Below are 23,147 nucleotides of genomic sequence, written 5' to 3' on the forward strand. Positions count from 1 at the left end.
GTGCACGCACACGCACACCGGTAGAGTGGCCGGCATGGCGCGCACCGACCTCACCCTGGGAGACCTCACCGCCCGCGACCACGCCTTCTACGGCCTGGTCTGGGCCGGCACCACCCTGAGCACCCTCGTCGACCAGGCCCTCACCCGGGCCCACGACCTGCCGCTCTCCTGGTTCGAGGTGATGCTCTGGCTGCACGCCCAGGACACCCCGGTCGCCGCCTCCGACCTCGGCGCCAAGACCCTGCTCAGCCGCAGCCAGGTCTCCCGGGTCGCCGACTCGCTCCAGGCCCGCGCTCTCGTCGAGCGCGTCCCCTCCCCCACCGACGCCCGCTCGGTGCGGATCGCCCTCACGCCGGAGGGCCGCTCGCTCTTCGCCGCCGCCGACGCCACCCGCCGCACCGCGCTCGCCGAGGCCTTCGACGACCGGCTGGACGACGCCGACATCGCCGCCCTGGAAGCCGTCTGGGCCAAGCTCAAGCAGCCGCCGACCGCCTGAGCCCGCGGCGGGCCCCGGAGCCGGCCGCGCCTCCGCGGCAGCGGTCGCGGCCTCCTACAACACCCACCCCCGATCGGTCAAGGATCGACCGACCGTGGGCGTGCCGCGCCCGGGCGGGTGATCATGGGGGCATGCGGTTCCGGAACGGCGGCGGAGGAGAGGGCGCCACACCCGCAGGCGCGGACGCCACGGCGTTCGCGGCAGCGGCGGCGGCCTTCGCCGGGAGCGGCGGCGACCTCACCGAAGGTGACATGCCCGACCTGCTCCGTGACCTCCTGGCGGTGCTGCCGGCGGGCGTGGCGATCCTGGACGAGCACCTGCGCTGGCAGTACCTCAACGCGGCGTTCGCCACCGCCACCGGGCTGCGCCGGGCCGACCTGCTCGGCCGGCCGGTCGAGTCGACGTCGTTCGGGGGCGCGGCGGGCACGCTGCGCCGGATCGTCGCCGACGGCCGGGACCGCGAGCACACCACCGGCAGCCCGGAGGGCCCGGGCGCCCCCGTACCGCCGGGGCTCCGCGTGCGCTACCGGGCGTTGTCGGCCGCCGGGCACGTCACGGGCGTGGTCGTCGTCGTCCTGGACGACCCCGACCCCGTGCAGGAACTGCGGCGCGACCTGGCGCAGACCCGCACCAGGCTGGCGCTGCTGGACGCCGCCGCCGAGCGGATCGGCACCACCCTCGACGTCGACACCACGTGCGCCGAACTGGCCGCCTTCGCCGTGCCCCGACTCGCCGATCTGGTCACCGTCGACCTCCTGCCGACGGAGACCGCCGTCCACGGCCACGGCGCGTCCGGGCTGCGACTGCGCCGCGCCGCCGTCGGCTGCGCGGACCGGCTGCGCGGCGCGGTCGCCGGCCTCGCCCACCCCGGCGAGTCGGTCCGCCACCGGGACGGCTCGGCCGCCTCCCGCGCCCTCGCCTCCGGCGTAGCGGTCCTGGTCGGGCCGCGCTCCCCCGAGGAGCTGGCCGACGCCGCACCCGACCCGGCGAGCCTCGCCGCGTACCGGGCCGCCGGGGTGACGTCGGTCCTCGTCGTCCCGCTGACCGCGCGCGGCCGGCTGGTCGGGCTGATGACCCTGGCCCGGGCCGGCACGGCCGGCACCGGTGACGCCACGGCGCCGACCGCACCCCCGACCGCCCCCGTCTTCACCACGGACGAGGCCGTCCTCGTCGGCGACCTCGCCGCCCGGGCCGCCACCGGCATCGACAACGCCCGCCGGTACAGCCACTCGCAGGGCATCGCGCTCGACCTCCAGCGCGCCCTGCTGAGCGAGCCCGGCCACCCGCACCAGAACCTGGAACTCGCCTCCCGCTACCTGCCGTCCGGCACCAGCTCGGTGGTCGGCGGCGACTGGTACGAGACGGTCCGGCTGCCGTTCGGCCGGACCCTGCTGGTGATGGGCGACGTGATGGGCCACGGCGTCGAGGCCGCCGTCGACATGAGCAACTACCGCTCCACGCTGCGCGACGTGGCGGGCACGGACCTGCCGCCGCACCGGATCCTGCGCCAGCTCGACACCGTCATCGCCGCCAACGAGTCCGCCCGCCCCGCCACCTGCCTGCTCGCGCTGGCCGACCCCGGCCGGCGCCGCTGGACCTTCTCCAGTGCGGGCCACCTGCCGCCGGCCCTGATCGCTCCGGACCGGCCGACCGAACTACTGCGGATCCCGACCGGTCCACCGCTCGGGACCGGCGTCGGCGGCTACGAACAGGTCGGCCGGGAGCTCCTGCCCGACGAGACCCTCCTGCTCTACACGGACGGCCTGGTGGAGCGGCGCGGCGAGGACATCGACGCCTCGCTCGCCCGGCTCGCCGCACTACGGCTCCCCACCGCCGGGGACCTGGACGACCTGCTGGACGCGGTGCTGCACGCGCTCGGCCCCTACTCCCCCGGCGCCGGCCCGGCCGAGGACGACGTCGCCGTCCTGGCCGCGCGGCCCCGGGCCCGGCCGTGACCCCGCTCCAGGGGTGTGCCCGGCCGGACCCCGCGCCGCTTCACCCACCGCCCCGTCCGCCGCCCCTCCCATCGCCCCTCCCGCCGCCCCTCCCATCGTCCCGACCGCCGCGCCGGGCCCGGCCGGTGGCGGACCTCAGAGCTTGGCCAGCGCCTGCTCCAGGTCGGCCCAGAGGTCCTCGGGGTGCTCGATGCCGACGGCCACCCGGACGGTGCCCGGGCTGATCCCCGCGGCGGCCAGCTCGGCGTCGTCGAGCTGGCGGTGCGAGGTGCTCGCCGGGTGCATGACCAGCGTGTGCACCCCGCCGAGCGACGGCGCGAGCGCCGCCAGCCGGACCGACTCGGTGAAGGTGCGGGCGGCGTCCCGTCCACCGGCCAGGTCGAAGGCCAGCACCCCGCCGCCGAGCACGCCGCCCTGTCCGTCGGGCAGCAGCCGGCGGGCGAGCTCGTGGTCGGGGTGGGCGGGCAGGCCCGGGTAGTGGACGGTGGTGACGGCCGGGTGCGCGGCGAGCCGGCCGGCCAGGTCGGACGCCGTCTCGCAGTGCCGGCGCAGCCGCAGACCGAGGGTCTGCATCCCGCGCAGCGTCAGCCAGGCGGCGAACGGGTCGAGGGAGGAGCCCAGTTCGATCGCGTGCTGCCAGACCCGCCGGTGCAGCTCGGCGTCGGCGAAGACCGCGACACCGGCCAGTACGTCGGAGTGACCGCCCAGGTACTTGGTGGCCGAGTGCACCACGATGTCGGCGCCGTGCTCGATCGGCCGGCAGATCAGCGGGGTCGCGAAGGTGTTGTCCACCACGCTCAGCACGCCCGCCTCCCGGGCGACGCCGATCAGCGCGGGAAGGTCGGTGACCCGCGTGGTCGGGTTGGAGACGGTCTCCAGGTGCAGCAGCCGGGTGGTGGGCCGCAGGGCGGCGCGTACCTCCTCCGGGTCGTCGCCCCCGACGTGGGTGACCTCCACACCCCAGCGCTCCGCCAGGTCGGCGAGCGTGGCGAACGTGCCGCCGTACAGGCTCCGCTGGGCGATCACGTGGTCGCCGGAGCGGAGCAGCGCAAGCAGCACGGTGTTGATCACGCCCATCCCGGAGGCGGTGGCCAGCGCGCCGGCACCGCCTTCCAGGTCGGCCACCGCGTTCTCCAGCGAGCGGACCGTCGGGTTGCCGTAGCGGTTGTAGAGGAAGGCCTGACCGGGGCCGGTGAACGCGTGCGCCAGCGCGTCGCTGTCGGGGAAGGCGAAGACGTGGCCCTGGTGCAGCGGCACCCCCAGCGGCCGGCTGCCGGTCACCTCCTCGACGGGCGGGTGGACGATCCGGCTCTCAGGGTGCAGCGCGTGGTGGAAGTCGCTCATGCCGCCCATCCTCACCGGGCGGGCACGGGCCCGGCCAGGGCCAATTCGACCCCGGTGGCCCGAAACGGCGGCGGCGCGAAACGGTGGCGGGCCGAAACGGCCGCGGTCCGTACGGTCGCGGGCCGGCCCGGGGTCGTCCCCGGCCGGCCCACCACCGGTGGTGCGGGCGCTACGGCCCGTCAGCGGCGGCGACCGAGGATGCGCTTGGCGGTGTAGACGATCGCGACGACGAGCAGGACGAAGAAGAGGATCACCAGGATGACCACCACCAGCAGGAACTTGCCCAGCTTGGCGAAGAAACCTTTCTTCTTCTCCTTCTCGGCCGCCACCGGACCCGCCTGCGACACCCCGGCCGCGCGAACCGTCCGATCCCCCTGGTCCGCCGGATCCGTCCGCGCCGCCCGATCCGCCAGGGTCACGTGCGTCGACTGCGGCAGCCGGTCCGATCCGGCAGCCGGGTCCGTCACCGACGCCACCGGCGCGGAGCTCCGGGGCGCGGCCTCCGCCGTGCCGGCGGCCAGGGCGGTCGGTCCGGCGGCGGCGACGAGCGCCACCAGGAATCCGGCGGTCCAACGGGCGATCCGGTGCGTCATCGTGCTCCTCGATCCAGGCGCGGGAGCGTCACGTCGTCGACCCACGGGCCGCCCCCTCGACAAACTTCTACAGGCGTGTAGAAATATAATCGACGCGGTTCGGACGGCCACCCCCGCCCCCGTCCCCTCCCCCTCCGACTCCGACCCCGACTCCGACGCACGTGGCGGGCCGGCGATCCGACGGTCGGTCGGGACACGATCCCGATCCCCGAGGTCGCGGTCGCGGTCGCGGTCGCACACCGCCGGACGGCGGGAGGTCGGGACGACAGGCCCCGGGAGGGTGGGAGAGAGCGCTCCCCCGATCGGGGGAGGTCCCCTGTGAGCTGCGCGGCCATACTGACGACCATGATCAAAGGACTCCGGCCGCTCCTGCGCGGCTCCACGTACTCGGGTGTGCTGTTCGCCTACTGCGGCGCGCTGGCGAGCCTCCCCCTGCTGCCCTTCGCGATCCTGCCGGCGCTGGCCTGGCCGTCCGCGCCCTTCGGCGTGCAGGCCGCTCTCTGCCTGCTGGTCTGGGCGGTCCTGGTCGGTGCCGTCGGGCTGCTCCGCACCACGCGGCGGGCGCTGATCGCGGGTGCCCGCCGGCTCCTGAAGGTGCCGTTGCCCGATCCCGTGGCCGCCCCCCGGCCCGCGCGCCCGGCCGGCACCGCGCCGACGTCCGCCGCACAGCCCTCTCCCGCACCGGCCCCCGCCGCACCGTCGCGGGCCGACCGCTGGCGGACTCCGGCCTGGCTGCTGCTGCACGTCACGCTGGGGTGGACGGGCGGCCTGGCGAGCACCGTGCTGGTCGCCGCCGCCGTGGCCATGCCGGAGAACTGGACCGGCACCGACGCGAAGCTGACGCTGCTCGACCGGTCGATACGCGTGACGGGTGTCTGGAGCTGGGTGCTGGCGGCCGTCTGCCTGCTCCTGGCGGCGGTCGTGTGCGGGGCCGTGACGAGCGCTCTGCGGTGGTCGGCGCCGAGGCTGCTCGGTCCGTCGTCGGCCGAGCGACTCGCCCTGGCGGCCGAGCGCGAACTTCGACTCGCCGAACGCAACCGACTGGCCCACGAGTTGCACGACTCGATCGGGCACACCCTGACGGCCGCCACCGTCCAGGCGGCGGTGGCGGGCGAGGTACTGGCCGCGGACCCGGTGGCGGCGCGGGCCGCCATGCGCAGCATCGAGGAGTCGACCCGGGCCGCCCTGGAGGACCTGGACTACGTGCTGGGCGTGCTGCGCGAGGAGAAGGCGGGCACCGCGCCGACCCGGACCCTGGCCGACCTGCCCGAGCTCCTGGACCGGATCCGGCACGCCGGCGCCCTGGTGGAGCCGGAGCTGTCCGGCGAGCTGACGCAGGTGCAGGGGACGCTCTCCCGGGCGGCGTACCGGATCCTCCAGGAGGGTCTGACGAACGCGTTGCGGCACGGGACCGGCGGCCCGATCGAGGTCCGGGTGGCGGCCGCTCCGGACGGCCTGGAGCTCAGCGTGGTCAACCGGACCGCCGTGGGGACCGGGGCCGGCAGCGGCCGGAGCCCGGGCTCCTTCCCCACCTCCGGACACGGCCTGCCGGGACTGGCCGAGCGCGTTCGGCTGCTGCACGGTGAGATCGAGACCGGCCCGGACGGTCCGCAGCACTGGCGGCTGGCGGTCCGGCTGCCGGTACGGTTGTCCGCATGATCGGCTCCGACGCGAGCGCGGCCGGCCCGACCGGCCCCGCCCCACACCCGGCCGGGGCGGCCGACGCGGGCCACGGCACCGCCTCCCCCTCCTCCACTACCGGAGCCACCGGAACCACCGGCCCGGCCGGCCCCACCGACACTGCCGTCACCGCCGTCACCGCCGTCACGCTCCTGATCGCGGACGACGACGAGGTGACCCGCAGCGGACTGCGCACGCTGCTGTCGGTACAACCGGGGATCTCGGTGATCGGGGAGGCCGCCGACGGCGTCGAGGCGGTCGAGCTGGCGCAGCGGCTGCGGCCGGACGTGGTCCTGATGGACGTGCGGATGCCCCGCCGCAACGGGATCGACGCCACCCGGCAGCTGCTCGCCGAGTCGGCCGAACCCCCGAAGGTCGTGGTGATCACCACCTTCGAGAACGACGACTACGTCACCGCCGCGCTGAGTGCGGGCGCCAGCGGCTTCGTGCTCAAGCGGCTCCCGGTGCGGCAGATCGCCGAAGCGGTGCGGGTCGTGGCGGCGGGCGAGGCGATCCTCTTCCCGGCGGCGCTGCGCCGGATGGTCGCCGCGCGCCCGCTGGACTCCTCCGAGGCGCTGCCCAGGGCGGCGCTGACCGGCCGGGAGGAGGAGGTGCTGCGGTCGATGGCCACGGGCCTGTCCAACCCGGAGATCGCCGACTCGCTCACGGTGAGCCTGGAGACGGTCAAGACCCACGTCGGGAACGTGCTGAGCAAGCTCGGCGCCCAGAACCGCACCCACGCGGTGGTGATCGCGTACGAGTCCGGCCTGGTCGTCCCGCGCTTCGCCGGCTGAGACGTCCGGCCGCGGACCGCAGACCGACGACCGGCCGCCGTCACCGACACCGCGCCGCCCCGACGCGCGGCCACGGTGGTCAACCGGCCGCGTGACGTGCATGATGCGGATCTGCCCGTTCGACCAGGAGCCACGGCCCGCCCGATACCGTCGGAGCGTCGGCCGACGCGCGCGGCACACCGGCCCCTGGAGAACGGGGACGGGGCGCGCGCAACGGTAGGGGAACCGATGGTCGGCGAGGACGTACGGGACGACGACGGCACCGGGTCGGCGGGACTGCCGGAGATCGCGGCAGACGCCGTCCTGGAGGCCCGACGGCTGTTACACCGGTCGCGAGACGGGCAGACCGCCGAGACCCTGGGGCCGGTGATCGACCGTCTGGCCCGCGTCGAGGTCGCGTTGGCGCAGGACGGGGCGGACTTCGCCATCGTCTTCGTACACCTGGGCATGTTGCTCGGCATCCGCTGGCTGAACACGACCGGGTGCGGAACGTCCGGGGCCTCGCCCGCGAGTTCCGCGGAACGGGCGGAGGCGCTGCGGCGCCTGCGGCTCGTGGACCGCGACGGGCCGCCGACCGGCATGCTCGCCGCAGAGGCCCGCATGGTGCTGTTCCTCCTGCTCACGCCCTGGGCCCTGCTCCGCACCGACGGCACCCGCACCGCCCTGCTGCACGCGCTGCTCGACGCGACGGACGGACGGGTGCTGACCGATGCGGCGCGCCGGGACCTCGTCGAAGCCCGGGACGTGGTCGACCGCATCACGGCGGCGTCGCTAGACCCGGAGCTCGAACGGATGTACGCAAGGATCAAGGGGAAAGTCGAGCGGATGCTCACCGCCGGCGCGGCGGACGCCAAACCGTCGGCGGGCGGTGGGGCCGCGGACGCTGCCGCATCCGACCGGGACCGGGAGCGGGACACCGGCGGCGCGGCCGACGACGTCGACCGCGCCGAGCACGCGCTGCTCAAGGCCGTCCGCGGCCTGGTGACCCTGGCCGGTGCGCGCAGCACGCCGCAGTTCACCCGTCTCCTGTGCTGGCTGCCCGTCGCGACGCACACCCGAGCGAACGGCGGGTCGCACACGGAGCTGGGGATCGACGCGGAGGCCTCGTCGCTGCTGTGCCTGGCCGCCACGGGCGGGGGCACCGGCGCCGCCGGGGTTCGCCGGGTCGCCGACGTAGCGCTGCGGGCGCTCCGCGCGCTGCCGTCGAACGCACCCGAGCGGGCCCGGGTCGCCAGACTCCATGCCTACCTGCTCCTGGCCGCGGAGATCCGGGAACCCGGATCGGTCGACTTCGGCACCACGGAACGGCCCGCACCGGATCCGGACGACGACCGCATCCGTCTGACGGAGTGGCCGGCCGGCGTCATCCCGGAGCCCGGCCTGGCAGCCCATCTCCCCGGCCACGTCATGGACTTCGTCACCCATGTCGGGCTGCGCGAGCGGCGCCAGGCCGCCCTTCTCGACCGGCTGCTGGCCTATCGGACCGGCGATCCCGGCTATCTGGAGGACGCCGCCACCCTGCTCGGGGAGGCAGTGGGGGCAGCCGCCGCAGGGTCCTGGTGGTCCCTGGTCCTGAAGGCGGACCTGGTCGCGGTGCTGGAGCAGGCCGCCACGTACGGCGGGAGTCTCCAGGACGCCGACGCCTCGCTGGTCACCCTGCGCGGGCTGGGCGCCGCGCTGGAACGCGACGGCTCGGTGCCGCCCGACTCACCGTTCGCCGTCGACATCGCGCTCTCCACCGCGGACCGTGAGCTGCAGTACGCGCAGCGCACCGGCGACCACGAGGCCCTGCCGCGCCTGGTCGAGGAGCTCCGCGGCCGGTACGACGCGCTGCCACCGGACAGCGGCCTGCGCGGCGAACTGACGCAGCGGCTCGGCCGGATCGACGACCTGCTCGCCGACCCCGGGCAGGCCGGCACGCCCGGGGTGCCCGGGCTCGCCGGGCCCGAGGACCGCACCGCCCTGGACCGCACACTCGCCGCGTTCCGCCGGGCACTCGACGAACCGGAGCGGTATCACGATCACGAGTACGGCCGCCGTGCCACGCTCGGCCTGCGTCTGCTGTTCGCCGTCATGCGCGGCGAGAACGATCCGGCGCTCCTGGACGAGGCCGTCACGGAGTTGTCCGGTGCCCGCGCGCTGCTCGCCGAGGGGCGCGGCGGGACGCATCGCGTGGACGTCCTGACGAAGCTGGCCGAGGCCCACATGATGCGCGCCGCCCGGGGCGGCCCGGGCGGGCGCGAGGACGCCCGGGCGTTCGTGGAGATCACCCGCGAGGCGCTGGACGAGCTGGCCGCCGACGTCCTGCTCCAGATCGGCGCCGACCACGGCCTGTCGGCGGCCCTCGCCGGTGCCGTGCTGGCCCGGCGGCTGGCGTTCGCCGCCTTCCTCACCCGGCGGCCCGCCGACGCGGTGGCCGACCTGGAGAAGGGGCGCACCCTGGTGCTCCAGGCCGCCGACGCGTCCCGGGGCATCCCCGAACGCCTTGACGCCGCAGGCCGTCCCGACCTGGCCCGGCGGTGGCGCGCCCAGGTCACCGCGGGCCCGCTGCGGCCGGAGGACGCCGGCGGGCCGTCGACAGCGACCGACGGCCCGCCGATCCCCGGCAGCCTGCGGCGCCAGGCGCTGGCCGTGCTCGGCCTCGTCCGTCGCGCAACCCCCGACGCCCCCCGCACCGGGCAGCCGGCGGACACCGCCGACGTGGCCGATCTGGTCGCCGGCCTCGCGGCCACGGACACGGACGCGTTGGTCTACCTGGTGCCCGGCATGCCGCTGCCCGACCGCACGCTGCCGGGCTTCGCACTGATCCTGCGGCCCTCCACCGGTCCCGTCCTGCTCCCCCTGCCGGAGCTGCTGGCCACGGGCAGCCCGCCGCTGGAACGCTACCTCGACGCCGCGGCAGAGCGCTCCCGCGCGCTCGCCGATCCGGCGGCGGACGCGTCGTCGCGGGCGGCCTGCGAGGGACGGTGGCAGGACGCGCTGCGCGCGCTGTGCGAGTGGGCCGGGCGGGCCGTGATGGGCCCGGTCCTCGCGGCGGTGCCCCCTCCGCCGGAGCCCCGGGGGCCGGTGCCCGAGGGTACGGCGCCCCAGCCGCCCAGGATCGTGCTGGTGCCCTGCGAGCGGCTCGGCGCCGTGCCGTGGCACGCCGCGTACGTCCGGGGGCACGGCGAGCACGGTCACCGGTACGCCTGCCAGGAGGCCGTCCTCAGTTACGCCCCGTCCGGCGCCCGGTTCCTGGCCGCGACCACCCGGCGCCGGATGCCCCCGGCCGCCGGCCGGCAGGTACTGGTCGCCGACCCGGGGCTGAGCCTCCCGTGGGCCGAGATCGAGACGGCCGCGCTGCGCGCCGCCTGCTACCCCGACGCGCTCCGCTACGGCGAGTTCTTCTCCGCGGACGAGGCACCGGACGCCGCGGGCACACCGGCGGAGATCCTCGCGGCGCTGCCCGGAGGCGACCTACCGGCCTCCGTGGTCCACCTGTCCTGCCACGCCCTGGCCGCACCGCGCCCCACCGACTCCGCGCTGTGGCTGGCCGACCCTCCCGGTGCGGCCCCGGGATCAGGCCGGCTCACCGTGGCCGGCATCCTCGACTGCGCCGCCCGCCGCCGGCCGGGCGACGCCGGCCCGCTGGTCGTGCTGAGCGCCTGCGAGACCGATCTGAGTACGCGCCACCACGACGAGGCGCTTACCCTCTCCACCGCGCTGGTCACGGGTGGCGCCGCGGACGTCGTGGGATCCCGCTGGGCGGTGCGCGACGGTCCGACCGCCGTGATGACGGCCGTCTTCCACCACCACCTCACCGCCGGCGGACTGGCTCCGCCCGACGCCCTGCGCGCCGCCCAGATGTGGATGATCGACCCCGGCCGCGCGTTCCCGCCCGCCCTCGACGGTCCCCTCCGCCACGAGGCCACCCGGTCGGACCTCCACCACCTCCACCACTGGGCCGCCTTCACCCACCAGGGCAACCCGGCGCCCGCGCCGACGGTATGAGGGACGGATCCTGCTTCGAACCGTCTTCGGCGCCGGTCCCGTTGCCGTCGTCGGCGCCGGTGGTCAGCTCGCCGGGCGGGCGGCGCGGGCGTCGATCTTCTCCTGGAGCGCGGCGAGCAGGCCCTGGAGCAGTCCGACGGTGGTCTCGTCGGTGAGGTTGCCGTCCCCGTCGAAGCGCTCGTGCGCCCGGAAGACGATGACCTCGGGCTTCACGACGACGTCGGTCTCGGTCCAGACGAACACCTGACGGAGGGCCAGCTGGGCGCGGACGGTGCCGAAGTTGGTCGGGGCGGCCCCGAGGATGGCGGTCGGCTTGCGGTGCAGGGGCAGGCCCTCGGTGCGGGTCCAGTCGGTGCTCAGCCAGTCGATGGCGTTCTTGAGCACGCCGGGGATGGAGTAGTTGAACTCCGGCGTGGCGATCAGCAGGCCGTCGGCCTCCTGGACCCGGCGGCGCAGGTCCTGGACGACGGCGGGCCGCAGCTCGGGGGTGTCGAGGTCCAGGTCGTACGGAGGGATGTCGCGCAGGCCCTCGTAGATCTCGATCTCCTGGCCGCCCGGGTTGAACTTCTGTGCGGCGCGCAGCAGTCGGGTGTTGTGCGAGTCGGCACGCAGCGAGCCGGAGATGGCGAAGATCCTGGAGGCGGTCATGGCGGGCTCCTTCGGTGGAGGTGGTCGTTTCGTGCTCGTCGTTGCCGACACCGAGAAAACTAAACCGATCAGTTCAGAGTGTCAACTGAACAGTTCAGTATTGACAGTGCGCCGGGCGGTGTAGTTCATTCGGGACGTGACGGCACCCGGCCCTCCCGGCCCGCGTCGCCACCGGTACGACCGGCGCCCTCCTTTGCCGACCGAACGGTTCAGTTCATATACTGGGCGCCCGTTCCCGGTGCCCGGTTCCTCCTGATTCCGGCCTCGGTGCCCGGTACCGGACGCCACCGGCGGTCCGACGCCGCCACCCCGCCCCGCACCCCCCACCACCGCGCGAAGGACAGCCATGGGAGCCGACCCCCAGGACGCGACCGACCAGTACGGCATCCCGATCATCCCGGACCCCTCCGACGCCGCCTCCCGCAAGCGTCGGGCGATCATCGACGCCGCGCTCGCCGAGTTCCTCGCCGAGGGCTACTCGGCGGCCTCGATGGACACCATCACCGGCCGGTCCGGCGTCTCGAAGGCCACCATCTACAAGCACTTCGGCAGCAAGGAACGCCTGTTCCTGGCCGTCGTCGGCGGCGTCCTGCCCAGGACCTACGCCGATCTGACGCCGGCCGGCCGCGCCGTCACCGACTCCCCGGACCTGCGCGGCGCGCTGGTCCGGCACGCCACCGAGCTGGCCCGGATCCTGCTGCGCCCCGAGATCATGTCGCTGCGCCGCCTGGTGATCGGCGAGATCGACCGGTTCCCCCAGCTCGGCCGGCTCTGGTACCAGGTCACCTACGACATGAACAACGGCCCCCTGGTCGAGGCGCTCACCGAGCTGACCGCCAGGGGCGAGCTGGACGTGCCCGATCCCAGACTCGCCGTCCAGCAACTGGTGGCCATCACCGTCGGCATCCCGCAGCTGGCGCACACCTTCGCCCCCGAAACCCCGGTCGACGACGCGGAGCTCGCCGTGGTGATCGAGGCGGGGATCGACCTCTTCCTCGCCCGCTACGGCGCCCGCCGCGCCTGACCGGGGCGAGCCGGACGGGCCGGCGGTGCGAGGGGGTCAGCGCCCCCTGCGGGCGGTGCGCCGGCGCGCCCACAGGGCGAGGGGAACGGCGACGGCCGTCACGGCGGCCTCCGGCGCCGGAGGCCCTCCGAGCGGGTCACCCGCCGACCCGCCCAACGTGCTGCCGGCGGCGAGGCCCTGCTGGTCGAAGGTGTCCGGCACGGGCAGGGTGTCCCAGCGCGTCAGGGGCCAGGCGATCACGAACGCCCGGCCGATCACGTTCTTCACCGGGACGAAGCCGCCGCTCGGCTCGTTGACGTGGAAACGCGAGTCGCGCGAGTCGTTCCGGTGGTCCCCCATCACCCACAGGTGGTCCTTGGGGACGGTGACGGTGCCGACGGGCGCGTCCCCGCAGGGTGTCGCCCCGGGGAAGAGGTAGGGCTCGTCCAGCGCCACGTCGTTGACCCTGACCGGACTGCCCTCCTTGCACTCGACGGTGTCGCCGCCGACCGCGATGACGCGCTTGATCAGGTCCTGCTCGTCGTCCGACGGCAGCAGGCCGACGGTGCTGAGCGCCGTACGGATGCCCTCGACGAAGCCGTTGCCCTCGGACCTGGGCACCGGGCCCAGCCAGCCGCCCGGGTCCCTGAAGACCACCACCTCGCCGCGTTCCGGCTCGGCGCCGAACCACGGGGTGAGCTTGTCGACCAGGACGCGGTCACCCTTCTCCAGGGTGTGCTGCATCGAGCCCGAGGGGATGGAGAAAGCCTGGACGAAGAAGGTCTTGATGCCCAGGGAGAGCAGGATCGCGATGCCGATCAGGAGCGGCAGTTCCTGCCAGAGCGGACGTTTCCGCCGTTCCTTCCCCGCCCGGCGGCCGGCCCCGCCGTCACCGACGTCGCCTCCGCCCGGGCCGCCGTCACCGCCCGGTTGCTCCGGCGTGCCCGGGCCTCCCGGGCCGCCCGGGCCGTCGACGGCGGTCGCCGTTCCGGGCGTGGTGGAGGTGCCGTCTCCCCCGACGCCTCCGGCGCTTCCGCCGCCACCACCGGTTCCCGCCGGACCTGCGGTCTCGTCCATGCTCATTCCTGGCCCCCTCCGGACGGCCCGGCGGGCCCGGTGCGGAACCCCCCATGGTCAGCTAACGAACGGTGGTTCCCGTCACGGTCACCGGTCCGGCGCCTGCCGACCCGTCAGAACGTACACCCGCTCACGCCCCTACGGGGCCCCGCCTCCGAGCATGATCCGGGCGACGAGTTCGCGGCGGCTGGCCACGCCCGCCTTCGCGAACACCGACTTGAGATGGTCCTGCACCGTGTACGGCGTCATCGCGAGCAGCCGCGAGACGTCCCGGGTGTCGCACCCGCGCACCAGCAGCAGCGCGACCTCCTGCTCCCGCACCGTCAGCCCGTAGGCGGAGAGGTAGAGCGGCATGGCGTCGGCGGGTGTCGCCGGGGCCGCCACCACCGTCACCTCGCCGGCCGCGCCGCCCTTCAGCGCCGACCCGTGCAGCACGTACCACTGACCGTCCCGGTCCTGCACCCGTATCTTCGTCTGCGGCACCGGCAGCCCGCAGGCGGTCCGACGCGCCTGCTCGGCCGCGATCGCGAATGCGGTCGGGACGCCGAGCGACGTCCGGCTCGGGTCCGCGAGCCGGAGCAGCAGGTCCTCGGCCGGTCCCGCCATCGCGAGGAGCCGGTTGGACGGGCCGAGCACGACCACGGCCGGACCGGGCTCCCCCTCTCCCGGGCCGGCCCCCGGACCGGTCTCGCCGACGGCCGGGAGGTGACACGCGCGCAGCGCGTTGCCCAGGTGCCGCGCCGCGAGGTCGGCCAACTCCCTTTGCTGGCCGAGGTACGGCCCCCGGTCGGCGCCCCGCATGAACGCCGCGCAGCCCCACATCCCGCCGTGCGCGTCGAACACCGCGCGCAGCTCGTCGCCGAACCCGGCGGGGCTGATCAGCTCGCGGAACCGGATGCTCTCGCTCAGCTCCCCCCGCGTGGCCCGGCTGAGCGTCTCCGCCCGGACACCGCTGAGACGGATCTTGGGGAAGGTCGCGTAGTCGTCCTCCCACACCTCCAGCCGGACGGCGTCCTCGAAGGTCGCCAGGCTGAGGTCGTCGCTCAGCACGGACGTCACCAGGCCCGTCGCCGGGTCCGCCGAGTGCCAGCAGACGGCGTCGTACTCCAGGACGCCGCGCAGGAGTTCGTCCGCCCGGCGGAACAGCTCCTCGACCGCCAGACCCTCCCCGACCAGCTCCTTCAGCCCCTCGATCGCCTGCTGTGCCGCTGCTCCACGTGCCCCACGTGATCCCATGCGCCGGAAGCTAGCATGCATACCCACCACCCTCCCATGCGCCTGACGGAGGGTTCGGCATCCGCCTCTGGGAGGGGTCGGAGCAGCGTATTCTCATCCTCGTGATGGTCCGACTCACCCGGGACAGCGTCGCGATGGGCGACGACACCGATGCCCCGCACGCCGCCGAACTCGCCCTCCGGGAGGGCGCGACGGTGCACGAGGCCGGCCTCGCGCTGCTCGCGGCCCGCTACCCCGCGTCCGTCTCCGGCGGCCGTGCCACCTGGGTGCTGACCGTGGACGGAGGCGCGCCCCTGGCCGTTCTCGCCCAGCAGTGGGCCGAGCCGCGCGCGCTGCCCGGTGCCGACGGGCCGCTCGCACGCTTCGCCTCCCCCGACGGCGCGGTGCGGCTGCACCTCGTCTACCGCACCCAGCGCGATCCGGACGCCGAATGGTCCCGTCTGGCCGGCGGCGCCCCGCTGTTCGACCGCCCCTGAGGGAGCGTCAGCAGTTCCGCCCCCAGATCACGACGCAGTGCTCTCTCGTGTATTCCCGGATCCCGTCGACCGGCCCCGTCAGCGCCAGCACCACCAGCGATGCCGCGAGTCCCGCCAGGACTCCGAACAGCACCGCCGCCCCGACCAGCCGCCACAGCAGCCGCCCCCGCCCGCCCACGGCCCGCCCCCTCGTTCCGAACAGTCCCTCGCACCCATTCCCTCCGGACCGTCAGATCACCTGTGGTGCAACCGAGTTGTGACCCTGACGGGAGGGAACCGGCGCTGCGGGACTCCTTCTGCAGAGCGCCCGGAGCGGTCTACCCTCCTCCCATGGTCGCGTCGATCACCGCCGCCGGGCCGCTCGCCCCGGCCCCGGCACCCACCCCGGCACCCACCGACGGGGGCGTCCCCACGGCCGCCCGCGCAGCCGCGCCCGTGTCCGTGGCCGCGCCCACGGTCGCACCCGCGCCCGCGCCCGCATCCACCGGCCAGGACGATCCCGCATGACCGTTCCGCCGGACGAACACGCGGCCCGCCGCCGATACCTGACGACCTGCCTGCTCTACTGGCTACCGCTCGGCCTGGCCACCGCCCCCCTGGTGCTGCTACTCACCGCACGCGGCCTCCCGCTCGGCACCGTCGCAGGGCTGTTCGCCGCCCACTCGCTCACCACCGCCGCCCTGGAGCTGCCCACCGGCGGGCTCTCCGACGTCCTCGGCCGCCGACCCGTCCTGGCCGCCGCCGGTCTGGTCGGCGTCGCCGCCTTCACCCTGCTCGCCCTGGGCGACTCCCCCGCGCTGCTGTTCCCCGGCATGGTGCTGCTCGGTGCCTCGCGCGCGCTGGCGAGCGGCCCGGCCGAAGCCTGGTACGTCGACGCCGTGCACGCCCGGACCGGTGCCGACGGCGACCTCCGACCCGGGCTGGCCCGGGGCAGCGCCACCGGTTCCGTCGCCCTGGCCGTCGGCACCCTGGTCGGCGGGGCCGTGCCGTGGCTGCTCTCCGGTGACCTCGGCGACCGCCTCACCCTGGCGACCGGCGGCCTGGTCCTGCCGCTCGCGGTACCGGTCCTCCTGGGCGCCGTCGTCGCGGCCGTCTTCGCCGGCTACGTCCTGGCCGCCCTCGCCGAACCCCCACGGCCGCCGGCGACGCTGCGCACGGTGGTCGCCGACGTCCCCACCACCATCGCCACCGGCCTGCGGCTGGGCAGGCGGAACGCCGTGGTCCGGCGCGTGGTGCTGACCGCCGCCGCCACCGGGGCCGGCCTGGCGGTGGTCGAACTGCTCACCCCCGGGCGGGCCGCCGACCTCACCGGGACCGTGGAGTCCGGCGCGGTCCTGGTCGGCGGGCTGGCCTGCGCCGGTTTCCTCTGCTCCGCGCTCGGCGCCAGGATCGCCCCGCGCGCCGCCGAACGGTTCGGCGACGCCCGCGCCGTTCCGGTCGGCCTCGTGCTCTGCGCCACCGGCCTCCTGCTGCTCGCCGTCACCGCGAACACCGCGGGCCCGGCCGCCGCCGCGTCCGCCGCGATCGGGTACGGCCTGGCCTACCTGGGGCTGGGCACGGCCGGACCGAGCCAGGGCGCCCTGCTCCACCGGGCCGTCACGGCGGACGCCCGGGCCACCGCGCTCTCCGTCCAGTCGCTCGCCCTGCAACTGGTCGGCGCCCTGGCCGGCCTCGCCCTCGGGGTGCTCCCGGCCGGACCGCCCCGCTGGCTCCTCGGCGTCGCCGCCCTGACCCTGGCCGTCCTCCTCTGGCTCCGCCCACCGGCCGACGGCCGGGCGAGCAGCGATGCGGCGGACGGCGGCACGGTGGACGACGCCGAGGCGGGCAGCGACGCGGCGGACGGCGCAGGGGCGGGCAGCGACGCGGCGGACGGCGCAGGGGCGGACGCGCGCGGGACGAAGAGCCTGCGCCGCGGCCGTCAGAGCCAGTTGCGGCGCTTGAAGACCAGGTAGAGGCTCGTGCAGACCAACGCCATCAGGGCGATCGCGAACGGATAGCCGAAGGCCCACTTGAGTTCGGGCATCGAGTCGAAGTTCATGCCGTAGACGGTGCCGATCAGCGTCGGGGCGAAGAGGATGGCCGCCCAGGAGGAGATCTTCTTGATCTCGTCGTTCTGCGCGTGCCCGGCCTCCGCGAGCTGCTTCATCTCCTCGTTCTGCCGCTGCGACACCAGGGTCGCGTTGACGGTGAGGATGTTCTGCAGCATCTGCCGGAAGCCGTCGACCCGCTCGGCGGCGTAGGTCGCGTGGTCGGCGACGTCCCGCAGGTAGCGCTGGAGCTCGTCGTCGGTGCCGTACTTGCCGAAGCCGGCCTCCAGGCTCTTCATGATCTCCAGCAGCGGTCGGGTGGCGCGCTGGAACTCGATGACCTCGCGCGAGAGTTCGTAGATGCGCCGGGACACCTGCGGGTCCCCGCCGAACACCTCGGTCTCGATCTCGTCGATGTCGTGCTGGAGGCCCGCGATGACCGGCGCGTAGCCGTCGACGACCGCGTCCAGTACCGCGTACAGGACGGCCTCCGGGCCCAGCGCGAGCAGCTCCGGGTCGGCCTCCAGGCGCCGCCGCACCGCCGAGAGGTCGGGGGCCTGCGAGTGGCGGACGGTGAACACGAAGTCGGGGCCGACGAAGAGGTGGATCTCGCCGAAGTCCACCTCCTCCACGTCGTCGAGGTACCGGGCGGCCCTCAGCACGACGAACAGCGTGTCGCCGTAGCGCTCCAGCTTCGGCCGCTGGTGGGCGACGATGGCGTCCTCGACCGCCAGCTCGTGCAGGTTGAACCGCTCCGCGACCTCCAGCAGCTGTGCCTCGGCCGGGCGGTAGAGCCCGATCCAGGCCATCGTGCCGGGCTTGCCGGGCAGTTCGCGGTAGACGTCCGCCAGGTTGGCCGGCGTCGGCATCCGGCGGCCCTCGCGGTAGACGGCGGCGTCGACGACCGAACGCTCCAGGCTGACGTCCTCGGCCGGCTGGTCCGGGCGCGGGTCCATCGAGTGCTCGGGGGCGGGCTGGGTGTCGGTGGAGCGGGTCGGGACGGCGGAACGGGAGAACGGACGCTTGCTTGCGCGCACGGCGCGCACACGCCAGTCGGACATGGCGGGGTACCTCCGCTGTTCGGGGGCCACCGCACCCGGCCGGAAGGCTCGGGGCGGGGCAGGCGGGAGACGCCCGGCCGCCCTCCACCACGCACGGCGCCCGGCCGCGCGGTGCCGCCTGCCGGGATCAGCGGCGGGCGGTGCGACGACGGGAGCCGGAAGCGGTGCGGGAGGAGAAGTGCCGGGGGCCAGGAGATGGGGGGGACGTCCTGGGGCAGGGCCGACTTCGACCCGGGCTACCGCTCTCCACCGATCTCACCTCCTCGCCGTCGGGGCGCCCGCGCAGGGTCACCGTGACCGGGCCACCAGGAGGATCCACACCGTCCGGCCGCACGCACACGTGCCCGCGACAGAAACGGGTGGGCACCCCTGATCTCGTCAGAGCTTTGGCACGCCACGGCGTAGCACCCGGGGGTGCAGCCACTTGGGGTCACCCCTTAGGCCGGGGAGACCTGTCCTGACCCTGGGCGTCTCTCGACGTCGTGGGGTCAGTGGCCTGTGTCCGTGGCGACGCCTCACCGAACGAGGTGCCTTCACAACTTCAATGAGTCTAGTACCCACCGGGGACTCCCTTCGACCAGGGGGCCCGCGCCCGATCCGGCGGAACACGCCCGAAGGGGCGCGCGACGGCGGCGAAAGCCCTTCCGCGCGACCCTCCCTTCACACCTTTCGAAACGTCAGCATTCTTGTGTTGTAGCAGCGTTGAGACGATGGGCGAACCTCGTGACGCCGAAGTGGATCCACACTCGGTCGACTACGCTCGGTAGTGCGGCTTCCTTCGGCACGACCCGCCGGACGGCTCCCGAACGGGGCACGGCGGCGGTGATCGGCGACGGGCCGGCGGGGATGCCGACCGGACGGCAGCCGTCCGCGGCTGCTCGGTACGGCGGCTCGGTGGGACCGTTCGACCGGGACTTCGGTGCGACCGTTCAGTGCGACCGTTCAGAGGGACGACTCAGAGGGACGGTTCGAGGTGGGCGGCGACGTACGGGACCGCGACCGCCTCCAGCGCGCCCGGCGAACCGAACGCCGGGTGGACGTTGACCTCGAAGACCACACCGCCGCTCTGGGCCGCCAGGTCCACGGCGGCGAACGGTAGCCCCACCGCTCCGGTCGCCTCGACCGCCAGCTCCGCCAGTCCGGCGGGCAGGTCGTCGACCGGAAGCGGGGTGGAGACGGCACCCCGGGCGAGGTTGCACGGTGCGTCCGGGTCTGCCTGCACGTGCTCGACCGCGCGGATCGCCCGCCCGTTCAGCACCGTCACCCGGAACTGGTGACGCCGTCCGTCGGCGGTGAAGTTGCCGGCGTCACTCGCGAGCAGCCAGTCGGTGCCGGCCTCGGCGTAGCACCGGGCGGCGTCGGCGAGCTGGGCCCGGGTGGTGACGTGGAACACGTCCTGGCCGCTCATCCCGACGGCCGGCCTCGCCCAGACGTCGCCGCCGAGCCGGTCGAAGACCTCGGCCGCCTCCTCGGGCGTGGGCCGGGAGAGGGTGAGGGTGGCCATCTGGCGGACGCCGTCCCGGGCGAACCGCTCCACCGCGAGGCGCTTGTCGGTGGCCACCCGCCAGCCGTCCACGGCGGTGCCCAGCGAGCGCACACCGTGCTCGCGCAGCGCGCGCTGGCAGTCGGCGAGCTCCGTCCGCCGGTGCGGCGGTATCTCGTAGAGGAGCACCGCCGTGGCGGCCACGGCCAGGCCCTCGTTGGGCACCTCAAGGCTGACCCCGCCGTCGACGCCGCGCACCAGGCCGGGACCGCCGGCCATGAAGTGCCGTGCGTCGAGCAGCACGGGTGCCCGGCCGGTGAGCCTGTGCACGGCGGAGGCCAGCGCCTCCCGACTGCCCTCGGACGAACTGTGATCGGTCATCAGAACGAGCTCGCTGCGCCCCATGGAGCCATGGAACATGTCGCGGACATGGTCAGGCAAGACCGTGTCCCGCACGCACGCCCCCTCCGCCCCGGCCGGACGGAAATCCGGATGCGAAGCACCGGCCTCCCGCGCTACCGTCGGCCCCATGTCGACGCCCCGCATCTCCTAGCTGACGGACCCGCCTCCACGCCACCCGTGTGTCCGTCCGCTGTTCCGGAGCGTCATCCCATGATCACCACCCGTGGTGTCGACGTGCGCGTCGCCGCCCGTCTGCTGCTGTCCGACGTCACCCTCCACATCGCGCCCGGCGACCGTATCGGCCTCGTCGGCCGCAACGGCGCCGGCAAGACCACCCTGCTCTCCACCCTGGCGGGCCGGATCCGGCCCGCCGCCGGGACCGTCACCCGCACCGGCCCGGTCGGCTACCTGGCGCAGGACCCCAGGGCCGCCGACCCGGCCGTCACCGTCACGGACCGGATCCTGTCCGCGCGCGGTCTGGACTCCGCCGTCCGCGCCCTGCGCGCCGCCGAGACCGCGCTGGCCGAGGCCGCCACCGCCGTGGTCGCGGCGACGGGCCGTTCAGCGAGGAATCCCGCGACCGGGACCGCCGCTCCCGCTCCCGAACGGGCCCAACGCCGGGCCATGGCCGCCTACACCACGGCCGAGGCCGAGTTCCAGGCTCGCGGCGGCTACGCGGCGGAGGCCGAGGCCGCCCGGGTCGCGGCAGGCCTGGGCCTGCCCGGCCGAGTCCTCGACGGCCCGCTCGGCGCGCTCTCCGGCGGTCAGCGCCGCCGGGTCGAGCTGGCCAGGATCCTCTTCGCCGGCCACGACACCCTGCTCCTCGACGAGCCCACCAACCACCTGGACGCCGACGCCGTCGAGTGGCTCCGGGACTTCCTGGCCGGCTACCCGGGCGGCGTGGTGCTGATCAGCCACGACGTGCCGCTGATCGCCGCCACCGTCAACCGGGTCTTCCACCTCGACCCGCAGCGTGCCGCCGTGGACGTCCACAACACCGGGTGGGCCGCCTACCTCGTCCAACGCGACGCCGACGAACGCCGCCGCGTCCGCGAACGCGCCAACGCCGAGCGGAAGGCCACCGCGCTGCACGCCCAGGCCGACCGGATGCGGGCCAACGTCGCGACCGCCGTCAGCGCCCGTTCCATGGCCCGCCGCGCCGACCGGATGCTCGCCGCCCTCGAACCGGCCCGGCGGGCCGAGCGCACGGCCCGGATCCGGCTGCCCGACCCGGCGCCCTGCGGCCGGATGCCGCTCGGCGCCGTCAGCCTCGCCAAGTCCTACGACGGGCGGCGCGTGCTCGCCGGCCTCGACCTCGCCGTCGACCGGGGCACCCGGCTGGTCGTGCTCGGCCACAACGGCGCCGGCAAGACCACCCTGTTGCGGATCCTGGCCGGTCACGAGCACCCCGACGGCGGCCGGGTCGTCCCCGGCCCGGGGCTGAGGCTCGGCTACTTCGCCCAGGAACACGACACCCTCGACCCGGCCCACAGCGTCCGGGAGAACCTCTCCCGGGCCGCGCCCGACCTCACCGACGGCGAACTGCGGCACGTGCTCGGCGCGTTCCTCTTCCGCGGCGACGACGCCGACAAGCCCGCCGGAGTCCTCTCCGGCGGCGAGAAGACCAGGCTCGCCCTGGCCGGACTGGTCCACTCCGGCGCCAACGTCCTGCTGCTGGACGAGCCCACCAACAACCTCGACCCCGCCTCCCGCGCCGAGGTCCTGGCCGCGGTCGGCACGTACCCCGGCGCGATCGTGCTGGTCACCCACGACCCCGGGGCCGTCGAGGCGCTGCGCCCGGACCGGGTCCTGCTGCTGCCGGACGGCGACGAGGACCTGTGGAACGACGGCTACCTCGACCTGGTCACGGCAGGCTGACCGGCCCGCCCCGGTCGTCCGGGGCACTCGGCCGGCCGGGGTCCCGGGCCTTCCGGGCCTCGATCAGGAACCGGGCGGAGTGGGCGACGAACGGCCCCTCCGCCCGGATCCGGGCGTCCAGCTCACGAAGCCGGTCCCGGTACGCGCCGACCGTGAAGCCCGGAACCATCCAGACCACCTTGCGCAGGAAGTAGACCACCGCACCGATGTCGCGGAACTCCGTCCGCAGCCGCTCCGAGCGCAGGTCGACGACCTCCAGTCCGGCGGCCCGGGCGGCCCCGGCCTCGTCCTCCGGTCGCCGGGCCCGGCGTGCCTCGGGCTGCGGCCCGAGGAAGTACTCGACCAGTTCGAACACCGAGGCCGGCCCGACGTGCTGGGCCAGGTAGCTGCCGCCCGGACGCAGGACCCGGGCGATCTCCTCCCACCAGACCGTCACCGGGTGCCGGCAGGTCACCAGGTCGAAGGCGCCGTCGGCGAACGGCAGCGGCGGCTCGTCCGGATCGGCGACCAGGACGGCGCCCAGCGGGTGCAGCAGCCCGGTCGCGCGGGCCACGTTCGGCGGCCAGGACTCGGTGGCCACCATCGTGGCCGGGAAGCTCCCGGCCACACCCGCCAGCACCTCACCGCCGCCGGTCTGCACGTCCAGGGCCGCCGACACCCGGGCCAGCCGTTCCCCCACAAGCCGCTGGTACCCCCACGACGGGCGGTCCTCGGTCGCCCGGCCGTCCAGCCAGGAGAAGTCCCACCCGTCGACCGACACCGCCTCGGCCTCGGCCACCAGTTCCTCGAACGTCCGCTCCATGGGCCCATCCTGCCCCGCTCCGGTCCGCCCTGCTTCCCCCGGCCGCGTCCGACCCCGCCCCGGCCTCGGATCGTCGCCGCCGGATCGTTGCCGCCGGATCGTCACCGCCCGCGCGGCTCCCGACGGCGGAGTTCCGGACCGCAGGGTTCCCGACCGGCCGCCTCCGGCTCAGGCGAGCCGGGCGGCGACCCGCTCGTTGCCG

Annotated in this window: 19 protein-coding genes and 1 riboswitch; of the genes, 10 read left to right on the forward strand and 9 right to left on the reverse strand. The window is 75.0% G+C overall.

Annotation, left to right across the window (positions count from 1 at the left end; all coding sequences use genetic code 11):
- The first annotated feature begins 34 nt into the window (after nt 1–34).
- A complete protein-coding gene (locus PUR56_RS41410; RefSeq protein ID WP_329952778.1) occupies nt 35–496 on the forward strand; it encodes a MarR family winged helix-turn-helix transcriptional regulator in 462 nt (153 codons plus the stop codon).
- Between the two features lie 131 nt (nt 497–627).
- Nucleotides 628–2,451, forward strand: a complete 1,824-nt coding sequence (locus PUR56_RS41415) for a SpoIIE family protein phosphatase (RefSeq protein WP_329952779.1) — start codon at nt 628–630, stop codon at nt 2,449–2,451.
- Between the two features lie 135 nt (nt 2,452–2,586).
- On the opposite strand, the gene PUR56_RS41420 is transcribed toward PUR56_RS41415, so the two are convergent.
- Both PUR56_RS41420 and PUR56_RS41425 read right to left on the reverse strand, forming a co-directional pair.
- Complete coding sequence (locus PUR56_RS41420; protein WP_329952780.1) at nt 2,587–3,795, reverse strand: trans-sulfuration enzyme family protein; 1,209 nt, start codon at nt 3,793–3,795, stop codon at nt 2,587–2,589.
- Nucleotides 3,796–3,974: 179 nt separating this feature from the next.
- On the reverse strand, nt 3,975–4,388 hold the full coding sequence (locus tag PUR56_RS41425; protein ID WP_329952781.1) for a hypothetical protein: 414 nt from the start codon (nt 4,386–4,388) through the stop codon (nt 3,975–3,977).
- 345 nt (nt 4,389–4,733) lie between these two features.
- On the opposite strand from PUR56_RS41425, the gene PUR56_RS41430 reads away from it, so the two are divergent.
- The 3 genes from PUR56_RS41430 to PUR56_RS41440 all read left to right on the forward strand — a co-directional run bounded on the left by PUR56_RS41430 (nt 4,734) and on the right by PUR56_RS41440 (nt 10,852).
- The gene (locus tag PUR56_RS41430; protein WP_329952782.1) at nt 4,734–6,047 is read left to right on the forward strand and encodes a sensor histidine kinase; all 1,314 of its coding nucleotides are present in this window, start codon (nt 4,734–4,736) and stop codon (nt 6,045–6,047) included.
- Complete coding sequence (locus PUR56_RS41435; protein WP_329952783.1) at nt 6,044–6,862, forward strand: response regulator transcription factor; 819 nt, start codon at nt 6,044–6,046, stop codon at nt 6,860–6,862. Before PUR56_RS41430 ends, PUR56_RS41435 begins: the two co-directional genes overlap by 4 nt.
- A gap of 228 nt (nt 6,863–7,090) precedes the next feature.
- Nucleotides 7,091–10,852: a CHAT domain-containing protein gene (locus PUR56_RS41440; protein ID WP_329952784.1), complete on the forward strand. Its 3,762-nt coding sequence runs from the start codon at nt 7,091–7,093 to the stop codon at nt 10,850–10,852.
- 63 nt (nt 10,853–10,915) lie between these two features.
- Here the strand turns inward: PUR56_RS41440 and PUR56_RS41445 are convergent, their stop codons facing one another.
- Complete coding sequence (locus tag PUR56_RS41445) at nt 10,916–11,500, reverse strand: NADPH-dependent FMN reductase (RefSeq protein ID WP_329881097.1); 585 nt, start codon at nt 11,498–11,500, stop codon at nt 10,916–10,918.
- 346 nt (nt 11,501–11,846) lie between these two features.
- Between PUR56_RS41445 and PUR56_RS41450 the strand changes: the two genes are divergently transcribed.
- The gene (locus PUR56_RS41450; RefSeq protein WP_329952785.1) at nt 11,847–12,524 is read left to right on the forward strand and encodes a TetR/AcrR family transcriptional regulator; all 678 of its coding nucleotides are present in this window, start codon (nt 11,847–11,849) and stop codon (nt 12,522–12,524) included.
- Nucleotides 12,525–12,560: 36 nt separating this feature from the next.
- Here the strand turns inward: PUR56_RS41450 and lepB are convergent, their stop codons facing one another.
- Both lepB and PUR56_RS41460 read right to left on the reverse strand, forming a co-directional pair.
- Complete coding sequence (lepB, locus tag PUR56_RS41455; protein ID WP_329952786.1) at nt 12,561–13,580, reverse strand: signal peptidase I; 1,020 nt, start codon at nt 13,578–13,580, stop codon at nt 12,561–12,563.
- Nucleotides 13,581–13,718: 138 nt separating this feature from the next.
- A complete protein-coding gene (locus PUR56_RS41460; protein ID WP_329952787.1) occupies nt 13,719–14,816 on the reverse strand; it encodes a helix-turn-helix transcriptional regulator in 1,098 nt (365 codons plus the stop codon).
- Nucleotides 14,817–14,917: 101 nt separating this feature from the next.
- Here PUR56_RS41460 and PUR56_RS41465 point away from each other — a divergent pair, with 101 nt between their 5' ends.
- Nucleotides 14,918–15,292, forward strand: a complete 375-nt coding sequence (locus PUR56_RS41465) for a hypothetical protein (RefSeq protein ID WP_380353711.1) — start codon at nt 14,918–14,920, stop codon at nt 15,290–15,292.
- Nucleotides 15,293–15,299: 7 nt separating this feature from the next.
- On the opposite strand, the gene PUR56_RS41470 is transcribed toward PUR56_RS41465, so the two are convergent.
- Complete coding sequence (locus PUR56_RS41470) at nt 15,300–15,470, reverse strand: hypothetical protein (RefSeq protein ID WP_329952788.1); 171 nt, start codon at nt 15,468–15,470, stop codon at nt 15,300–15,302.
- A gap of 152 nt (nt 15,471–15,622) precedes the next feature.
- On the opposite strand from PUR56_RS41470, the gene PUR56_RS41475 reads away from it, so the two are divergent.
- On the forward strand, nt 15,623–15,799 hold the full coding sequence (locus PUR56_RS41475) for a hypothetical protein (RefSeq protein WP_329952789.1): 177 nt from the start codon (nt 15,623–15,625) through the stop codon (nt 15,797–15,799).
- The gene (locus tag PUR56_RS41480; protein ID WP_329952790.1) at nt 15,796–17,244 is read left to right on the forward strand and encodes an MFS transporter; all 1,449 of its coding nucleotides are present in this window, start codon (nt 15,796–15,798) and stop codon (nt 17,242–17,244) included. The genes PUR56_RS41475 and PUR56_RS41480 overlap by 4 nt, the downstream gene beginning before the upstream one ends.
- Here PUR56_RS41480 and PUR56_RS41485 read toward each other — a convergent pair.
- Together PUR56_RS41485 and PUR56_RS41490 are read right to left on the reverse strand one after the other, a co-directional pair.
- Nucleotides 17,211–18,380 carry a magnesium and cobalt transport protein CorA gene (locus PUR56_RS41485; protein ID WP_329952791.1) on the reverse strand — a complete coding sequence of 390 codons (1,170 nt, stop codon included), beginning with the start codon at nt 18,378–18,380 and terminating at the stop codon, nt 17,211–17,213. The two genes, PUR56_RS41480 and PUR56_RS41485, sit on opposite strands and share 34 nt — an antisense overlap.
- 360 nt (nt 18,381–18,740) lie before the next feature.
- A riboswitch (M-box (ykoK) riboswitch) is annotated at nt 18,741–18,914 on the reverse strand.
- Nucleotides 18,915–19,335: 421 nt separating this feature from the next.
- Nucleotides 19,336–20,244, reverse strand: a complete 909-nt coding sequence (locus PUR56_RS41490) for an ATP-grasp domain-containing protein (protein ID WP_329952792.1) — start codon at nt 20,242–20,244, stop codon at nt 19,336–19,338.
- Between the two features lie 231 nt (nt 20,245–20,475).
- On the opposite strand from PUR56_RS41490, the gene PUR56_RS41495 reads away from it, so the two are divergent.
- On the forward strand, nt 20,476–22,143 hold the full coding sequence (locus PUR56_RS41495; protein ID WP_329952793.1) for an ABC-F family ATP-binding cassette domain-containing protein: 1,668 nt from the start codon (nt 20,476–20,478) through the stop codon (nt 22,141–22,143).
- Here the strand turns inward: PUR56_RS41495 and PUR56_RS41500 are convergent.
- Nucleotides 22,130–22,945 carry a class I SAM-dependent methyltransferase gene (locus tag PUR56_RS41500; protein WP_329952794.1) on the reverse strand — a complete coding sequence of 272 codons (816 nt, stop codon included), beginning with the start codon at nt 22,943–22,945 and terminating at the stop codon, nt 22,130–22,132. The genes PUR56_RS41495 and PUR56_RS41500 overlap by 14 nt on opposite strands.
- Nucleotides 22,946–23,147: the final 202 nt, after the last annotated feature.

The sequence above is a fragment of the Streptomyces sp. BE303 genome (assembly GCF_036290945.1).
Classification (GTDB): Bacteria; Actinomycetota; Actinomycetes; order Streptomycetales; family Streptomycetaceae; genus Kitasatospora.